The following is a 16,427-nucleotide window of genomic DNA, read 5'->3' as shown; positions in this document are numbered from 1 at the left end:
CCGTCATGCCGCCCCCACCCCCAGTGCGGCCCCGCGCGGGATGCCGCTGCGCAGTTCCAGGGCCGCCACGACGTCCGAGGCGTCCGGGCGGACGGCGCCGCGCAGGTCCGCGACCGTCCACGCCACCCGCAGCACGCGGTCCAGGCCCCGTGCCGTGAGCAGCCCGCGCTCCATGTCCCGCTCGGCCGGCATCAGCGCGCCCGGGGCCGCGGCCAGCCGGGTCCGCAGCTCGTGTCCCGGCACCTCGCTGTTGGTCGTCCAGGGCGTGCCCGCCAGCCGCTCGGCCGCGCGGTCCCGGGCCTCCCGCACCCGGGCGGCGACGGTCGCGGTGGACTCGCCCCGGTCGCCCCGCCCCATCAGGTCCTCGCGGGTGACCGGGTCGACCGTCACCCTGAGGTCCACCCGGTCGAGCAGCGGTCCGGAGAGCCTGGCCCGGTAGCGCCGCACCGCCGAGGGCGGGCACTCGCAGCCGGCCCCGCTCAGGGTGTGCCGCCCGCACGGGCAGGGGTTGGCCGCGAGCATCATCAGGAACCGGGCCGGCAGCCGCACCACTCCGGCGCTGCGGGCCACCACGACGTGCCCGGACTCCAGGGGCTGGCGCAGCGCGTCCAGCGCCTTGACGGAGAACTCCGGAGCCTCGTCCAGAAAAAGAATTCCGCGATGAGCGAGCGAAACGGCTCCCGGCCTGGGCAGCCCGTTCCCACCGCCCACCAGCGACTGCATCGTCGCCGAGTGGTGCGGCGCGCAGTACGGCGGCCGGGAGACCAGCGGCTCGCCCGGCGGCAGGATGCCGGCGACCGAGTGCACGGCGGTCACTTCGAGGGATTCCTGCCGGGTGAGCGGCGGCAGGATCGCGGGCATCCGCTCGGCCAGCATGGTCTTGCCCGCGCCGGGCGGACCGGTCAGCAGGAGGTGGTGACCGCCGGCCGCGGCGATCTCCAGGGCCTTGCGCGGCCGCTCCTGCCCCGCCACGTCCGCCAGGTCCGGCCGGGCGCCCTCCCCCGCTGCCGCGGCCCCCCTGGCGAGGCCCGTGCCCAGGCCGGCGCCGGGGACCATCAGCCCGGCGAGCATCGGGTCGGGGCGGCCCTCCTCCTCGGACCGCTGCTCGTCCGGCACCGGTTCGTCGCAGAGCACCGCGATCAGCTGCCGCAGGCTGCGCACCCCGAGCACGGAGACGCCGGGCACAAGGGCCGCCTCGCCCGCGGTCTGTTCCGGGACGACCACCCGCCGGTAGCCGGCGTCGGCCGCCGCCAGGACCGCGGGGAGCACGCCCCGTACCGGGCGCACCCGGCCGTCGAGCCCCAGCTCACCGATCATCACCACGTCGGCGATCGACGCGGGGTCGATGCGCTCCGCGGCGCCGAGCACGGCACACGCGACGGCGAGATCGAAACCCGAGCCACTCTTGGGCACCGAGGCCGGGGAGAGCCCCACGGTGAGCTTCTTCTGCGGCCACTCCGCCCCCGAGTTGGCCACGGCGGCCCTGACCCGGTCCCGGCTCTCCACCAGGCTCTTGTCCGGCAGCCCCACCAGGGTGAACGCCGCCACCCCGGCCTCCAGGTCCGCCTGGACCTCCACCACCACGCCCTCGACGCCCACCAGGGCCACCGAGCAGGCACGCGCGAACCCCATCAGGCCACCCCCCGCGCATGCTCGGCCAGGGGTGCGCCGCGGGCGGGCAGCACCACACCGACCAGGTCGATGCGCACCCCGCCCGGCGGCGGACCGCCGTGCCGTTCCAGCCAGAGCGCGGCCAGCCGGCGCAGCCGGTCGGCCTTGGCCGGGGTGACCGCGGCCATCGGATGCTCGAACACGCCCGATCTGCGGGTCTTCACCTCGCAGATGACGAGCGCGTCCCCGTCCATCGCGACGATGTCGATCTCACCGGCGCGACAGCGCCAGTTCCGTTCCAGTACGGACATGCCGGCGTCGGCCAGCAGCCGCGCCGCCAGGTCCTCGCCGTACCGCCCGAGAGCCCCCCGTGCGTTCATATCGGCACCACCTCCGGCACCGACTCTGACGCGCCCGCCCTACTTCAGTGGATCTTGGTGGACAGGCGGGCGATTGTGGACAACTCAGCCACCCGGAAGCTCGAGATCGCTCTTGTTGAGCTCCTCGATGTTGACGTCCTTGAACGTCAGCACGCGTACCTGCTTCACGAACCGTGCGGGCCGGTACATGTCCCAGACCCAGGCGTCCGCCATGGACACCTCGAAAAACACCTCGCCCTGGACCGAGTGGACCTGCATCTCGTAGTCGTTGGTGAGGTAGAAGCGCCGTTCGGTCTCGATCACATATTTGAAAAGACCGACGACATCGCGGTACTCCCGGTAGAGCTTCAGCTCCATCTCGGTCTCGTACTTCTCGAGGTCCTCGGCGCTCATTGGCATGTTCCCCTTCAGCCGTGCGTTTCCCCATTGTGCGCCAGGCTCCGGCGCCCCGGTCGCTCAGGCGCTTTCGGGCGCTCAGTCGCTTTCGGGGGCCAGGACCACCGGCGTACGCGGAGGACCCTCGTCGAGCAGCCTCCGGAGCAGGTCGGCGAGCCCGGTCGGGTACACCGTCTCACGCGCTGCCGACAGTTCGGCGGAGGTCCACCACCTCAGACCCGTGACACTGCGGCGTTCCAGCCATGTGTGCCCGCTGGTGTCCGTGGTGGTCCGTTCCGTACGGGCCAGGAAATACCACTCGTCCTGCTCCCACTGCCGGCCGTCGAACCGGAAGGAGCAGCGGCGCCGCCAGATCACCGGCCCCAGTTCGGCGTCCGTGATCCCGGTCTCCTCGGCCAGCTCGCGCAGCGCGGCCCGCTCGTGGGTCTCGTCGCCCTCCAGGCCGCCGCCCGGGGTGAACCACCAGGTGCGGGACGGGTCCTCCGGTTCGAAGCCGTGCATCAGCAGAATGCGGTCGTCCGGATCGAGGAGTACCAGGCGGGCGACCCTGCGCACCTCAGCGGGCACCGGCGGTCGCCTTCGGCTGCGCGCTCCGCTTCGGCCGGGCGGCACGGGCCGCGAGCGGGCCGTACACCGCGCCGCCGAGGATCAGCACCACGCCCACGGCCATCGCGGTCAGCTGGAGCTGCAGCGGCCCGGCCGACGAGACGCCGCCCGGGAGCGCGGCGAAGGCCTCCGGCCGGCCGATCATGGAGCCCAGCGGCCAGGCGACGGCGTCGACCCTGGCCTCCACGGCGTCGCGGGGGACCGCGCCGTGGGTGGCGTCCTCCAGATGGACCCGGGAGTCCAGCGAGACCGTACGGTCGTCGCCCAGGAGGAAGAGCTTGCCCTTCGGGACCTCCGCGGTGAAGTTCTCGCCGGAGGCCCGGCTGGACGCCCGCAGATACGGTTCGTCGATGGGTATGCCGTTGACGGTGAGGCGGCCGTCCTTGCCGCAGCAGGCGATCTTGTCGCCGCCGGTCCCGACGACCCGCTTCACCATCGGCATGGCGCCCCAGGCCCGGTCGGTGAACACGACCACGTCACCGCGCCGGACCTCGCTGCCGTCCACGCGCTGCGCGAGGACCTTGTCGCCCGCGTTCACCGTCGGTGTCATCGAACCGGTGGGCACCGTGTAGGGCCGGTAGATCAGCGCCCCCCAGATGAAGCCGCCGAGGAACAGCACACAGCCGAGGGCCACGGCGGCTCCGGACAGCTTGCTGCCGAGCCGGCCGTGGCCGTCATCCGTACGACCTGTTGCACCCATACCGGCGTCCCCCATCGGAGATCGACAATCGCTGATCCGCGTGGGCACCCTACCCGGCAGTACGCCCGGAGGTCAGCCTCCGCCGGCGCCGGATGACGAACGGGACCGCTCCCGCGAGCCCCAAGGCGCCCGGTGCGGCCCCGGCCGCGGCGCTGATGCCGGGCTGGTCGAAGGTGTCCGGAACGGACAGCACCGACCAGCGGTTCACCGGCCAGGCCACCACGACGGCCCGGCCCACGACCTGGCTCACCGGCACGAAGCCCTTGTTGACGTCGCTGGTGTGGTAGCGCGAGTCCGACGAGTCCTGGCGGTGGTCGCCCATCACCCAGATCTTGCCGTCCGGCACCTTGAACGGACCGAAGGGCATGTCGTCGCAGGCGCTGTTGCCCTCGAAGATGTACGGCTCGTCGAGCGCCTTGCCGTTGACCTCGACCGGACCGCCCTTCTTGCACTCCACCGTGTCACCGGCGACCGCGATCGTCCGCTTGATCAGGTCCTTCTCCTCGGCGGACGGCATCAGTCCGACGAAGCTCAGGAACTTCTGCACGGCGTTGGGCTTCGGGGTCGGCTCGTCGTCCAGCCAGCCGTCCGGGTCGTGGAAGACGACGACCTCGCCGCGCTCCGGCTCCGAACCGAACCACGGCGTCAGCTTGTCCACCAGCACCCGGTCGCCCCGCTGCAAGGTGTTCTGCATCGAGTCCGACGGAATCGAGAACGCCTGCACCAGGAACGTCTTGATCAGCAACGCCAGGACCAGCGCGATGCCGATGAGGAGGGGCAGTTCCTTCCAGAACGGCCGGCTGCTCTTCTTCCTGCCGCCCGTGCCGTCGGTGCCGCTGCCCGTACCGCTGTCGGTGACGTCCTCCGGTTCGGCGGCGGAGGATTCCGCGGCCCCTGCCTGCTCGGACTGGGTCCCGTCCGTCACGTCGCTCACGCGTCATTCCTCACTGCGCCGGTGGCCGCGATCCGGCGCCGCCTGCGCCAGAGCACCAGCGGTACCGCGCCCGCGAGGCCGATCGCCCCGGGTGCCGCCGCCGCGGCGGCCGCAGCGTTGATGCCCGGCTGGTCGAAGGTCTTCGGGATCGGGAGGGTCGCCCAGCGGCTCACCGGCCACGCGATCACGATGGCGCGGCCCACGACCTCGTCGTTGGAGACGGTGCCGCCGCCCGGGAGGTTCTGGTGGTAGCGGGAGTCGAGGGAGTTCTGCCGGTGGTCGCCCATCACCCAGATCCGGCCCTTGGGAACCTTGATCGGGCCGAAGGGCTCGTCGTCACACGGACTGTTGCCCTCGAAGATGAACGACTTGTCGTCGAGCGCCGTGCCGTTGACCTTGACCGGGCCGCCCTTCTTGCACTCCACCGTGTCACCGCCGATCGCGATGACCCGCTTGATCAGGTCCTTCTCCTCGGCCGAGGGCATGAGACCGATGAAGCTGAGGAACTTCTGCACCGCGTTCGGCTCGGGAGCCTGGGTGTCCTCCAGCCAGCCGCCCGGGTCGTGGAAGACGACGACCTCGCCGCGCTCCGGCTCCGAACCGAACCACGGCGTCAGCTTGTCCACCAGCACCCGGTCGCCCCGCTGCAAGGTGTTCTGCATCGAGTCCGACGGAATCGAGAACGCCTGCACCAGGAACGTCTTGATCAGCAACGCCAGGACCAGGGCGACGCCGATGAGGAGGGGCAGTTCCTTCCAGAACGGGCGGGGGTTCTTCTTCCTGGCCGCGCTGGAGCCGGACGCGCCGCTGTCACCCTCCGTCCCGCTCGCCGCCGTCCCGTCCTCCGCCGCACCGGCGGACCCGGAATGCGCCGAAGCGCCCGGCCGGTCCTCGGGTTCGTCGTGTCCGGATCGTGCGCCGACCGCCAAATCCCCCACATCCACTCCTTACTCCGTGCCACCGCCTGCGTCCTAACCGATGCAGGCCCACCACTCCCATAACGAGCGGGAGTTCCGCAGGGGTCGGGAGCCGGATCAATCGGTTGGGATCCTGGGACACACTATTCGACGGCTCCGAGGCGGCCGCCGTACCGGCGCGCGCGTCCGGGACCGAGGAGAACGCCGCGCGTTCCTCCAGGCCGGCCCAGTGTCCGAAGGGCCAGACGATCCACTTCGCGCGTCCCACGACCGCCGACTCGGAGATCGTGCCGTCCGCCGTCTTGTCCAGGTGGAAGCGCGAATCGGCGGAATTGGAGCGATGGTCCCCCAGGACGAAGAGGCGGCCCGCCGGAACCTTTACCTCGAATTTGATGGTGGAGGGGGAATCCCCGGGGAAAACATAGGGCTCGACGACCTCCACACCGTTGACGACGAGCCTGCCGTCCGGCGCGCAGCACCTCACCGTGTCGCCGCCGACGGCCACGACCCGCTTGATCAGGTCCTGCTCGTCGTCCGACGGCAGGAGCCCGACGAAGGTGAGCACCTGCTTCACCTGCTTGACGACGACGGGCGGATCGTCCGTGCTCACCGGGTTCGGCGGCGGCCAGTCGGAGGGGTTGCGGAACACGACGACGTCCCCGCGCTGCGGCTTCGACCCGAACCAGGGCGTCAGCTTGTCCACCAGCACCCGGTCACCGATCCGGATGGTCTGCTCCATCGACCCGGACGGGATCACGAACGCCTGCACCAGGAACGTCTTGAGGACCAGCGCGATCAGCAGCGCCACCGTGATCAGCAGCGGTATCTCACGCACGGCCGACCTGCGCCGCCTGCGCTTCACCTTGCGGGCCAGCTTGCGCCGCTCCGCCCGGGTGGGCAGCGAACGCGCGCCCCCGTCCGGCGCCGGAGCCCCGCGCGCCGGGTAACCACGCCGCCCGTGGTTACCCATGCGCCGGACCGGCCGCCGGTACGGAGTCGAAGGCCGCGGTGCCCGGCAGCGGCCCCAGCCGCCCCAGCGGCCAGCCGTACCAGTCGACGCGTCCGATCACCCGAGCCACCGGCACCACACCGCCGCCCGGCTCCCCCAGGTGATCGCGGGAGTCGCGGGAGCGGCTGCGGTGGTCGCCCATCATCCACAGCGTGCCGTCCGGCACCACGATGTCGAAGGGGACCGTCGAGGACGCGTCACCGGGGAAGAGGTAGTCCTCGTCCAGCGGCCGGCCGTTCACCTCGGTCCTGCCCCGCACGTCGCAGCAGACCACCCGGTCGCCCCCCACGCCCACCACCCGCTTCACGAAGTCGGTCTCGGCGGGCTCCGCCAGCCCGAGGGACGCGGCGGCCCCGTGCAGCAGGGCGCCGACCGGATTCTCGGTGGCGCCCTCCGGCACGAAGGAACCGGTGCCGTCGAAGACCACCACGTCACCGCGGTGCGGCTCCGAGCCGAAGCGGTACGCCAGCTTGTTGACGAGCACCCGGTCGCCCACCCGGAGCGTGTTCTCCATGGAGCCGCTGGGGATCAGGAAGGGCTGCACCACAAAGCTGCTGAAGAGGAACACGAACACCGCGCAGACGGCACCGAGCGCGAGCGCGCCCCGCCAGGACAGCCGCCCGGACACCAGCGCGGCCGCCCGGTCCCGGACACGCGAAGAGCGCGACCGCCCCCCCGGACCCGGATCGGGTGCGGAGGAACGATCGCGCTCCTGGAGTTCTGCTTGCGTGTCCATCGGGGCCAGAGTTTATCCGGACACCCTGTGGACCAGGCAGTCAGCTCAGCGGTCGCGCTTCTCCTTGATCTTCGCGGCCTTGCCGCGCAGCTCACGGAGGAAGTACAGCTTGGCGCGACGGACGTCACCGCGGGTCACGAGCTCGATCTTCTCGAAGATCGGGCTGTGGACCGGGAAGGTGCGCTCGACACCGACGCTGAAGGAGACCTTGCGGACCGTGAAGGTCTCGCTCACGCCCGCGCCCTGGCGGCGGATGACGATGCCCTTGAACTGCTGGACACGGGAGCGGTTGCCCTCGATCACGCGGACGTGAACGTTGACGGTGTCACCGGGGCGGAACGCCGGGATGTCGGTACGCAGCGACGCGGCATTGACGTCGTCGAGCAGGGAAGCCATGGTGTCTGCTTTCTTCGCCGATGCCACAGGTCATCGACGGGAGAGTGATGAGTTCTAGGGGCCGTTCTCGTCGGACGGGCGTCGTGTCCCCCTGTGGCAGGGGCGCACGCCGGACGGACGGCAGCGGCCTATTCTTCCACGGCCTGGGGCCTGCGCCAAAATCGGCCACCGGGCTCCGGTGACCAGCCGAGGATGGACAGCATCTCCCGGTCCTTCTTGTCGAAGCCGGACGCCTCGCACCGCTCGATCAGATCGGGCCGGTTGGCGGCCGTACGCCGCAGCGCCTCGTCCCGCCGCCAGCGCGCGATCCGCCCGTGGTGGCCGCTGAGCAGCACGTCGGGGATGGACCGGCCACGCCACTCGGGCGGCTTGGTGTAGACGGGCCCCTCCAGCAGGTTGGCCATCGCGCCGGGGGCGAAGGAGTCGTCCTGGTGGGACGCGGCGTTACCGAGGACGCCGGGCAGCAGCCGGGCGACCGCCTCGGTGATCACCAGCACCGCGGCCTCCCCGCCGGCCAGCACGTAGTCGCCGATGGAGACCTCGACCACCCGCATCCGGGTGGCGTACTCCTCGGTGACGCGACGGTCGATGCCCTCGTAGCGGGCCGGGGTGAAGATCAGCCAGGGCCGCTCGGACAGTTCGACGGCGAGTTCCTGGGTGAAGGGCCGGCCGCTCGGTGTGGGCACCACGAGGACCGGGGAGTGCGCCCCCGCCTCGTAGCCGTCCGCCAGGGCCTCGTCCAGGGCCTCGCCCCACGGCTCGGTCTTCATGACCATGCCGGGGCCGCCGCCGTACGGGGTGTCGTCCACGGTGTTGTGGCGGTCGTACGTCCAGTCGCGCAGGTCGTGCACCTGGACGTCGAGGCGCCCGGCCGCGCGGGCTTTGCCGACCAGCGAGACGTTCAGCGGTTCCAGGTACTCGGGGAAGATCGTGACGACGTCGAGGCGCATCAGGCGTCCTCGCCCTTCGCCGCGGAGTCCTCCGCCTCGGAGCCGTCCGCCTCGGAGTCCGCGGCCTCCTCGCGTGCGGAGGCCACAACGGCCTCGCTCTCGTCGATCAGGCCGGGCGGCGGGGTGATCACCGCGCGCTGCTCCTCCAGATCGATCTCGGTGACGATCTCCTCGACGAACGGGATCATCACCTCGCTGCCGTCCGGCCGCTCCACGATGAAGAGGTCCTGGGACGGCAGGTGCGTGATCTCGGTGATCCGGCCGATCTCGGTGCCGTCGGCGAGGACGACGTCCAGGTCCATCAGCTGATGGTCGTAGAACTCCTCGGGGTCCTCCGGGAGTTCCGCCGGGTCGACGTCGGCGATCAGCAGGGTGTTGCGCAGCGCCTCGGCGGCCGTACGGTCCTTCACACCCTCGAAGCGCAGCAGCAGCCTGCCGCTGTGCACCCGGCCGGTCTCGATCGTCAGCGGTCCCGCCGTGGCCGGCTCGGTGGCGAGGACGGCTCCGGGCGCGAGCCGCAGCTCCGGCTCGTCCGTGCGCACCTCGACGGTGACCTCGCCCTTGATGCCGTGGGCGCGACCGATCCGCGCGACTACCAACTGCACCTTATGTCTCTCCTGTCGTACGACGACGGGCCGGGGCGGGCGCTTGGCCCTCCCCGGCCCGTGCCGGTGTTCAACTCTGTCAGCGAACCTGATCCACATCGACGAGGTCGACGCGGATACCACGGCCGCCGATGGCGCCCACGACGGTACGCAGCGCGCGTGCGGTGCGGCCGTTGCGGCCGATCACCTTGCCGAGGTCATCGGGGTGGACCCGGACCTCGAGCACACGTCCACGGCGCAGGTTGCGCGAGGCGACCTGCACGTCGTCGGGGTTGTCGACGATGCCTTTCACGAGGTGCTCGAGAGCCTCCTCGAGCATGCTCAGGCCTCGGTCGACTCGGCGGAGTCGGCCGCAGCCTCGTCCGCCTTCTTGTCGGCCTTCTTCGCCTTCGGCGTGATGGCCTCGCCCTTCGACTCCTCACCATCGCTGGAGAGGGCCTCGAACAGGGCGCGCTTGTCAGCCTTGGGCTCCGGCTGCAGCAGCGGCGCGGGGGCCGGGAGGCCCTTGTGCGCCTGCCAGTCGCCGGTGAGCTTCAGGATCGCGAGAACCGGCTCGGTCGGCTGGGCGCCGACGGACAGCCAGTACTGCGCACGCTCCGAGTTGACCTCGATGCGCGACGGGTTCTGCACCGGGTGGTACAGGCCGATCTCCTCGATGGCCCGGCCGTCACGGCGGGTACGGGAGTCGGCGACGACGATGCGGTAGTGAGGCGAACGGATCTTGCCCAGACGCTTCAGCTTGATCTTGACTGCCACGGAAGTGGTGTCTCCTGGTCTATGACGTGGTTGGGCACAACGAAGATGCCACGTGGGGTTGCGGTACTCGGGTGCCCGATGGACGCGTCAGCCGGAGGAGAGAGGGGTCCTGTGCGACTGTCGAGTACAGCTAGCCATTGTGCCACACCACATCGGCTCACCCCACCGCGACCGCCGTCTCCGGGATACGGAACGGCTTTCCGCAGCCGCCGCAGACGATCGGGGCCTGCGCGAGGACCGAGGGGACCACGCGGACATTGCGGCCGCAGTCGCACACGGCCTTGACCCGCACGCCCCCTCCGGAGGAGCCGTGCCGGGCGGCGGGGCCGCGGAAGGAGCGCTTGGTGTCGGCGGCGGTGGCCACGGTGTGCGCCTTGAGGGCGCGCTGCAGCCGTTCCGTCGTCGGCCGGTAGCGGCGCTTGGCCTCGGGGTTGAGCGTGACCAGCGAGAAGCCGCTGCTGGGATGGGGCTCCTCGGCATGGTCGAGGCCCAGCTCCTCGGCGATCGCCAGGAATCGTCGGTTGTGATATCGGCCGGCGCGCGAGGTGTCGCGGACACCTCGCGCGGCGGCGATGCCGTGGACTGCCTCATGGAGCAGTCGCTCGAAGGAGAGCTCGGCGCCACAGGCGGACGAGGACTCTCCGATCAGGGACTCGGGTGCGGCGAGATCGGGCAGCTCGGGGTGGTACCGCTGAATGTCGGCCCACGCCTGCGCCAGCTCTGCGGCAAGTACAGGTGGTGTCGTGCTCACGTCGTGACCAACGAGCGCGGGGCCCTCGGTGTTCCGATTCCGGGCCATCCCAAATATTTTGCACGTACCAGTCAGTTGACCTTCATGCGTCCTGACGAGGGCGGGTGCGCTGATCTGCGGAGAAGTCTCACAGCTCGCACCAAGCCGGTACGTAGCGGCGCGTACGCCTGCGCGCGTAGCCGCCGTACGCGCCCCCGGCACCCCCGGGCGGACCCGGCAGCCGCGCCACGCAGGGTACCCGCACCGCCCTGACGTGCTCGACGTGCCCGTCCCGGCGTGTCGGGTCAGACTGGGACGGCAGAGGACGAGACGGACCCCCCGGGGCGTCCACGCCGTCCGGGTGCGCCGGTGCCGTCGTGCGCCGGACGGCAGCGCGGACAACCACGCCCCGCAGACCTCTGGACGCGGCGCCCGATGCGCAGTTCCCTGGCATACGGGGGAAGCGCGGTACCAGGGCGGGAGGAACCGTCCACTCGGGCACGACCGATCGGCAGAACCGGCAATCTCGGCGGATTGGGGCGCATTCCATGACACCAACGCTCGTTCGGCACCACCGGCACACCGAGCCGTCCGCCCCCGCGGACGGCGCCTCGCGGGCCCGTGACTGGGCCGAGATCCAGGAACGGATGCTGGCACCGCTGTACGAAGCGGTGTACACGCGGCTGGAAGTGGGGCCCGCCACGCGGATGCTCGCACTCGGCTGCGGCTCCGGACTCGCGCTGCTGATGGCCGCGGGACGCGGAGCGCGGGTCACCGGCGTGGACACCGACCCCGACCGGCTCGCACTCGCCCGCGCACGGCTGCTGCCCGCGCCCGGGGACCACGCCTCACCGGCCGCCGGTCCCCTGCTCGCGGACTCCGTCGCCGCCTCGGCGGACGGCGGTCCGCACAACCTGATCACCGCCTTCACTCCGATCGGCTGCGAGGCGGGCGACGGCGAGGAGCTGGTACGGGCGCTGGAGGCGGCCGTACCGTCGGCGGACCGGGGTGCCACGGTCGTCCTGACCGGCTGGGGCCCGCCCGAGCGGTGCACCACCGAGGCGGTGCTGCGGGTGGCCGGCCGGCTCGCCGACGACGGGCGCGCTCCGGGCGGCGGCTGGCGCGGTCCGCGCCGGGACGATCTGGAGGACGTGGCCTTCAGGGCCGGGCTGAAGCCGGACGGCTCCGGCCGGGTGGCCTGCCCGTTCGGCTACGCCGACATGGACAGCGCCGTACGCGGCCTGCTGTCGACCCGGCTGTTCGAGGCGGCGGTCCGCGCGACGGACCGGTGGCAGGTGGAGAAGGAACTCGCCGAGGCCCTGCACCCGCACCGGCGCCCGGACGGCACGGTGTGGATGTCCAACGTGTTCCGGTACCTCGTCTGCACGACGTGACCCATGCCGAAGGGGCGCCCACCGGTGCGGTGGGCGCCCCTTCGGCATGATGTGGGCCCGTCAGCCCATGAACTTCTTGAACTCGTCCGGCAGCTCGAAGTTCTGGGCGTCCTGGCCGGCCGGGAGACCGGGGACGCCGTTCTGCGCCGCCTCGCGGCGGGCGGCGGCGGCCTGCTCCTCGGCCTTGCGCTTCATCGGGTTGCCGCTCTTGCGCTTGCCCTTGGCCTGCTTGACCTGCTTCTTCTGACGGCCGGGGCCGCCGCCCATGCCCGGCATGCCGGGCATCCCGGGCATGCCGCCGCCCTGGGCCATCTTCGACATCATCTTGCGGGCCTCGAAGAACCGCTCGACCAAACCCTTGACGGCGGAGACCTCGGAGCCGGAGCCCTTGGCGATACGGGCGCGGCGCGAGCCGTTGATGATCGTCGGCTCGGCGCGTTCCTTCGGGGTCATCGACTTGATGATCGCGGCCATGCGGTCGATGTCGCGCTCGTCGATGTTGTTGATCTGGTCCTTGATCTGCCCCATGCCGGGCAGCATGCCGAGCAGCTTGGAGATGGAGCCCATCTTCCTGACCTGCTCCATCTGCGCCAGGAAGTCGTCGAACGTGAAGTCCTTGCCCTTGCTCGACGCCAGCTTGGAGGCCATCTTGGCGGCCTCTTCCTGGCTGAAGGTCTTCTCCGCCTGCTCGATCAGGGTGAGCAGGTCACCCATGTCGAGGATGCGCGAGGCCATGCGGTCCGGGTGGAACGCGTCGAACTCGTCCAGCTTCTCGCCGTTGGACGCGAACATGATCTGCTTGCCCGTGACGTGGGCGATCGACAGGGCGGCACCACCGCGGGCGTCGCCGTCGAGCTTGGAGAGCACCACGCCGTCGAAGCCGACGCCGTCGCGGAAGGCCTCCGCGGTGTTGACCGCGTCCTGACCGATCATCGCGTCGACGACGAACAGGATCTCGTCCGGACTGACGGCGTCGCGGATGTCCGCGGCCTGCTGCATCAGCTCCTGGTCGATGCCGAGGCGGCCGGCCGTGTCCACGACAACGACGTCGTACTGCTTGGACCGGGCGTACTCGATGGAGTCCTTGGCGACCTGGACCGGGTCGCCGACGCCGTTGCCCGGCTCGGGGGCGTACACCGCGACACCGGCGCGGTCGGCGACGACGCTCAGCTGGTTGACGGCGTTGGGGCGCTGGAGGTCGCAAGCGACGAGGAGCGGGGAGTGGCCCTGGCCCTTGAGCCAGAGGCCGAGCTTTCCGGCGAGGGTCGTCTTACCGGCACCCTGGAGACCGGCGAGCATGATCACGGTGGGCGGGTTCTTGGCGAACCGCAGCCGCCGGGTCTCGCCGCCGAGGATGGAGATGAGCTCCTCGTTGACGATCTTGACGACCTGCTGGGCCGGGTTCAGCGCCTGGGAGACCTCTACGCCGCGCGCCCGGTCCTTGACGTTGGCGATGAAGGACCGGACGACGGGCAGCGCCACGTCGGCTTCGAGCAGGGCGATACGGATCTCGCGAGCCGTGGCGTCGATGTCCGCCTCGGACAAGCGGCCCTTGCCCCGGAGGTTCTTGAAAGTCGCGGCAAGGCGGTCGGAGAGAGTATCGAACACGGCGCTCGTCGGTCCTCAGGGTCGGGGGCGGGTAGCTTCGCTGCCTAGGGTATCTGGCCCACGCAAACGCCAGCCCTCGCCGGTCGCATTCGACCTGCAAGGGCTTGGGATCCCCGCAGCGCGGGGAGCACGTGCCGACACTGGGCGCGAAGGCCGTGGACGCCGGGCCATCCCTGACTCGAGGGAACCAGTCTCTTCTCGATCAACGACGTGGCCCACAGCCGGTCACGGCTCACCGCAAGGCATCTTCCAATGCCCTGGCCAGCGCGACGGCCTCCGCGTCGGCCAGCGGCGTGCCGTCCTCCCGCGTGACGTAGACCGTGTCCACCGCGTTCGCCCCCAGCGTCGACACATGCGCGCTGCGCACCCGGACCGTGCTCCGCTCCAGTGCGTGCCCGATGCGGTGCAGCAGGCCCGGGGCGTCCTGCGCCCGGACCTCGATGACCGTGGCCAGACGGGAGCCCGCCGGGGCGACCGTCACCCGGGGCGGCGGGGCCTTCACCCCGCGCCGCCGGGGGTAGGCCGCCTCGCGCTCGGCGAGCCGGGCGGGGATGTCCAGGCTGCCGTCCAGGGCGCGTACGAGGTCGGCGCGGAGCCGGGCCTCCTGGGGCAGCGAGCCGTACTCGGCGGCCACCCGCCAGCTGAGCAGCAGCAGGTCCGCGGACTCCCCCAGCTCGGTGGGCAGCTCCACGGCGCGCAGGTCGGCGGCGCGGACGGTGAGGCGGTGCAGGGCGAGGACCCCGGCGGCGGCGGGCAGTACGCCGGGCCGGTCGCGGAGTGCGATGAGGAGCTCGACGCCGACCGGTTCGGGGGCGCCCTCCTCGTGCGGGGTCTCGGTCCTGGTGTGCAGGGCGAGGACGGGGCCGCCGGTACGCAGGGCCTCGATCGCGAGGCGTTCCTGTTCGGCGCTCGGGGCGGCCGGTTCGGGTTCCTCGGGGGCCTCCCCCGCCAGGACCTGGGCGACCCGTTTGACGAGTTCGGTGACGAGGGAGGCGCGCCAGGACGACCAGGCGGCGGGCCCGGTGGCCAGCGCGTCGGCCTCGGTCAGGGCGTGCAGCAGCTCCAGGGTGGCGGCGGTGCCGACGGCGTCGGCGACGGCGCGGACGGTGGCCGGGTCGTCGAGGTCGCGCCGGGTGGCGGTCTCGATGAGCAGCAGGTGGTGGCGTACGAGGGTGGCGATGACGCCCACGTCGTGCTGGTCGAAGCCGATCCGGGCGGCCATGTCGCGGGCGATGACCTCACCGGCCACGGAGTGGTCGCCGGGCCAGCCCTTGCCGATGTCGTGCAGCAGGGCGGCGACGAGCAGCAGGTCGGGGCGGCCGACGCGGCGGGTGAGCGAGGCGGCGCGGACGGCCGTCTCGACGAGGTGGCGGTCGACGGTCCAGGTGTGGACGGGGTTGCGCTGCGGGCGGCAGTGGACGCGTTCCCAGTCGGGCAGGAGACGGGTGATCAGCCCTTCGGCCTCCAGGGCCTCCCAGACGGGGATCGTGGCCTCGCCGGCGCCGAGCAGGGTGACGAGTTCCTCGCGGGCCTCGGCCGGCCAGGGCACGGGGAGCGGCTGGGCCGCGGTCGCGAGGTGGCGTACGACGTGGCGGGAGAGCGGGAGCTCGGACTGGGCGGCCGCCGCGGCGGCGCGCAGGACGAGCACCGGGTCGCGTTCCGGCCGGGCGGTGCGGGCGAGCACGGCCTCGCCGTCGGCCTCCACGACGCCGTCGGCGAGCGGGGTCCGCTCGGGGGCGGGGCTCCGGCCGCCGCCGAGCAGGCCGCGCAGCCGGGGCCGGGAGGAGCGGGCGCGCAGCACCCGGTTGACCTCGCGCCAGGTGACGTCGGTGGCGTAGGAGACGGTGCGGGCGGCCTCGTAGACCTGGCGCAGCAGGGCGTCGGCGTCGAGGAGGCCGAGGGCCTGGGCGACCTGGTCCTGTTCCTGGAGGGCGAGGCGGTCGGTGGCGCGGCCGGTGGTGAGGTGGAGGGCGTCGCGGGTGTCGAGCAGGACGCGGCGGGCCTCGGCGAGTCCTTCGCGGGGGGCGTCGGCGACCCAGGAGGCGGCGACGGCGCGCAGGGCGGTGACGTCGCGCAGGCCGCCGCGGGCCTCCTTGAGGTCGGGCTCCAGGAGGAACCGCAGCTCGCCCTGGCGCTCGGCGCGTTCGCGGCAGAGCTCGTGGAGGTCGGGGAGGCGTTTGGGCGCCTGGTTGCGCCAGTCGGCGAGGATGGCGGTGCGCAGCGAGGCGACGAGGCCGAGGTCGCCGGCGACGGGCCGGGCGTCGAGCAGTCCGAGCTGGACCTTGAGGTCCTCGCCCGCGGTCTTCCGGGCCTCGGCAGGTGTGCGTACGGAGTGGTCGAGGGCGAGGCCCAGGTCCCAGACGGGGTACCAGACCCGGTCGGCGAGAGCGGCGACGGCCGCGGGGTCGGCGGTGCCGTCGTGCAGGAGGAGGAGGTCGAGGTCGCTGCGCGGGGAGAGTTCGCCGCGGCCGTAGCCGCCGACGGCGACGAGGGCGGCGCCCCGGACGCCCGCGTGTTCGGCCGCCGCGGTGAACAGGGCGGTGAGCCAGTCGTCGGTGAGGGCGGCGAGGGCGGCACGGCGCGGCGGCCCGGACCGCTCCTTCTCCTGGAGAAGGAGCAGCCGGGCCGCCGCGTAGCCGCTGGGGCGCGAGTCCTCGGATTCGGTGGTCGCTTCGATGCTCGTCACCCAGCTGCCCTTC

Annotated in this window: 18 protein-coding genes; 1 reads left to right on the top strand and 17 read right to left on the bottom strand. The window is 71.9% G+C overall.

What is annotated here, in order from left to right; all coding sequences use genetic code 11:
- Positions 1-3: 3 nt before the first annotated feature.
- The 15 genes from EAO73_RS11035 to EAO73_RS10965 all read right to left on the bottom strand — a co-directional run bounded on the left by EAO73_RS11035 (position 4) and on the right by EAO73_RS10965 (position 10,747).
- The gene (locus tag EAO73_RS11035) at positions 4-1,632 is read right to left on the bottom strand and encodes a YifB family Mg chelatase-like AAA ATPase (protein WP_147971190.1); all 1,629 of its coding nucleotides are present in this window, start codon (positions 1,630-1,632) and stop codon (positions 4-6) included.
- Entirely contained in the window at positions 1,632-1,991 is a 360-nt protein-coding gene (locus EAO73_RS11030) for a YraN family protein (protein WP_147971189.1), read from the bottom strand. The genes EAO73_RS11035 and EAO73_RS11030 overlap by 1 nt, the downstream gene beginning before the upstream one ends.
- 84 nt (positions 1,992-2,075) lie before the next feature.
- The gene (locus EAO73_RS11025) at positions 2,076-2,384 is read right to left on the bottom strand and encodes a DUF2469 domain-containing protein (RefSeq protein WP_003965949.1); all 309 of its coding nucleotides are present in this window, start codon (positions 2,382-2,384) and stop codon (positions 2,076-2,078) included.
- 81 nt (positions 2,385-2,465) lie between these two features.
- Entirely contained in the window at positions 2,466-2,954 is a 489-nt protein-coding gene (locus EAO73_RS11020; protein ID WP_147971188.1) for an NUDIX hydrolase, read from the bottom strand.
- A complete protein-coding gene (gene lepB, locus EAO73_RS11015; protein WP_147971187.1) occupies positions 2,944-3,693 on the bottom strand; it encodes a signal peptidase I in 750 nt (249 codons plus the stop codon). The genes EAO73_RS11020 and lepB (EAO73_RS11015) overlap by 11 nt, the downstream gene beginning before the upstream one ends.
- 49 nt (positions 3,694-3,742) lie before the next feature.
- Entirely contained in the window at positions 3,743-4,627 is an 885-nt protein-coding gene (gene lepB / locus EAO73_RS11010) for a signal peptidase I (protein WP_147971186.1), read from the bottom strand.
- Positions 4,624-5,556, bottom strand: coding sequence for a signal peptidase I (lepB, locus tag EAO73_RS11005; RefSeq protein WP_147971512.1), 933 nt, complete (start codon positions 5,554-5,556; stop codon positions 4,624-4,626). The genes lepB (EAO73_RS11010) and lepB (EAO73_RS11005) overlap by 4 nt, the downstream gene beginning before the upstream one ends.
- Entirely contained in the window at positions 5,438-6,514 is a 1,077-nt protein-coding gene (lepB, locus tag EAO73_RS11000) for a signal peptidase I (RefSeq protein WP_147971185.1), read from the bottom strand. The genes lepB (EAO73_RS11005) and lepB (EAO73_RS11000) overlap by 119 nt, the downstream gene beginning before the upstream one ends.
- On the bottom strand, positions 6,507-7,289 hold the full coding sequence (gene lepB, locus EAO73_RS10995) for a signal peptidase I (RefSeq protein WP_147971184.1): 783 nt from the start codon (positions 7,287-7,289) through the stop codon (positions 6,507-6,509). The genes lepB (EAO73_RS11000) and lepB (EAO73_RS10995) overlap by 8 nt, the downstream gene beginning before the upstream one ends.
- 45 nt (positions 7,290-7,334) lie before the next feature.
- Entirely contained in the window at positions 7,335-7,685 is a 351-nt protein-coding gene (gene rplS, locus EAO73_RS10990; protein ID WP_073963715.1) for a 50S ribosomal protein L19, read from the bottom strand.
- 128 nt (positions 7,686-7,813) lie between these two features.
- A complete protein-coding gene (gene trmD / locus EAO73_RS10985) occupies positions 7,814-8,635 on the bottom strand; it encodes a tRNA (guanosine(37)-N1)-methyltransferase TrmD (RefSeq protein ID WP_147971183.1) in 822 nt (273 codons plus the stop codon).
- Entirely contained in the window at positions 8,635-9,240 is a 606-nt protein-coding gene (gene rimM, locus EAO73_RS10980; protein ID WP_147971182.1) for a ribosome maturation factor RimM, read from the bottom strand. Before rimM ends, trmD begins: the two co-directional genes overlap by 1 nt.
- 79 nt (positions 9,241-9,319) lie before the next feature.
- The gene (locus EAO73_RS10975) at positions 9,320-9,559 is read right to left on the bottom strand and encodes an RNA-binding protein (RefSeq protein ID WP_005311361.1); all 240 of its coding nucleotides are present in this window, start codon (positions 9,557-9,559) and stop codon (positions 9,320-9,322) included.
- Positions 9,560-9,561: 2 nt separating this feature from the next.
- Positions 9,562-9,996 (bottom strand): 30S ribosomal protein S16, encoded by a 435-nt coding sequence (gene rpsP, locus EAO73_RS10970; protein WP_147971181.1) that lies wholly within the window; start codon positions 9,994-9,996, stop codon positions 9,562-9,564.
- Positions 9,997-10,153: 157 nt separating this feature from the next.
- The gene (locus EAO73_RS10965; protein WP_018521397.1) at positions 10,154-10,747 is read right to left on the bottom strand and encodes a hypothetical protein; all 594 of its coding nucleotides are present in this window, start codon (positions 10,745-10,747) and stop codon (positions 10,154-10,156) included.
- Positions 10,748-11,274: 527 nt separating this feature from the next.
- On the opposite strand from EAO73_RS10965, the gene EAO73_RS10960 reads away from it, so the two are divergent.
- Positions 11,275-12,120, top strand: a complete 846-nt coding sequence (locus tag EAO73_RS10960) for a methyltransferase domain-containing protein (RefSeq protein WP_147971180.1) — start codon at positions 11,275-11,277, stop codon at positions 12,118-12,120.
- Positions 12,121-12,180: 60 nt separating this feature from the next.
- Here the strand turns inward: EAO73_RS10960 and ffh are convergent, their stop codons facing one another.
- On the bottom strand, positions 12,181-13,728 hold the full coding sequence (ffh, locus tag EAO73_RS10955) for a signal recognition particle protein (protein WP_147971179.1): 1,548 nt from the start codon (positions 13,726-13,728) through the stop codon (positions 12,181-12,183).
- 232 nt (positions 13,729-13,960) lie between these two features.
- Positions 13,961-16,414 (bottom strand): [protein-PII] uridylyltransferase, encoded by a 2,454-nt coding sequence (locus tag EAO73_RS10950; protein ID WP_147971178.1) that lies wholly within the window; start codon positions 16,412-16,414, stop codon positions 13,961-13,963.
- Positions 16,415-16,427 lie beyond the last annotated feature (13 nt).

Source organism: Streptomyces sp. col6 (assembly GCF_008042035.1).
Taxonomy (GTDB): domain Bacteria; phylum Actinomycetota; class Actinomycetes; order Streptomycetales; family Streptomycetaceae; genus Streptomyces.
This window is presented reverse-complemented; position numbering and strand designations above follow the sequence as displayed.

Coding starts and splice junctions, on each gene's coding strand:
- lepB (WP_147971187.1), bottom strand. CDS start 3,693: ATGGGTGCAACAGGTCGTACGGATGACGGCCACGGCCGGCTCGGCAGC.
- trmD (WP_147971183.1), bottom strand. CDS start 8,635: ATGCGCCTCGACGTCGTCACGATCTTCCCCGAGTACCTGGAACCGCTG.
- EAO73_RS10975 (WP_005311361.1), bottom strand. CDS start 9,559: ATGCTCGAGGAGGCTCTCGAGCACCTCGTGAAAGGCATCGTCGACAAC.
- EAO73_RS11025 (WP_003965949.1), bottom strand. CDS start 2,384: ATGAGCGCCGAGGACCTCGAGAAGTACGAGACCGAGATGGAGCTGAAG.
- EAO73_RS11035 (WP_147971190.1), bottom strand. CDS start 1,632: ATGGGGTTCGCGCGTGCCTGCTCGGTGGCCCTGGTGGGCGTCGAGGGC.
- EAO73_RS10960 (WP_147971180.1), top strand. CDS start 11,275: ATGACACCAACGCTCGTTCGGCACCACCGGCACACCGAGCCGTCCGCC.
- lepB (WP_147971184.1), bottom strand. CDS start 7,289: ATGGACACGCAAGCAGAACTCCAGGAGCGCGATCGTTCCTCCGCACCC.
- rplS (WP_073963715.1), bottom strand. CDS start 7,685: ATGGCTTCCCTGCTCGACGACGTCAATGCCGCGTCGCTGCGTACCGAC.
- EAO73_RS11030 (WP_147971189.1), bottom strand. CDS start 1,991: ATGAACGCACGGGGGGCTCTCGGGCGGTACGGCGAGGACCTGGCGGCG.
- lepB (WP_147971185.1), bottom strand. CDS start 6,514: ATGGGTAACCACGGGCGGCGTGGTTACCCGGCGCGCGGGGCTCCGGCG.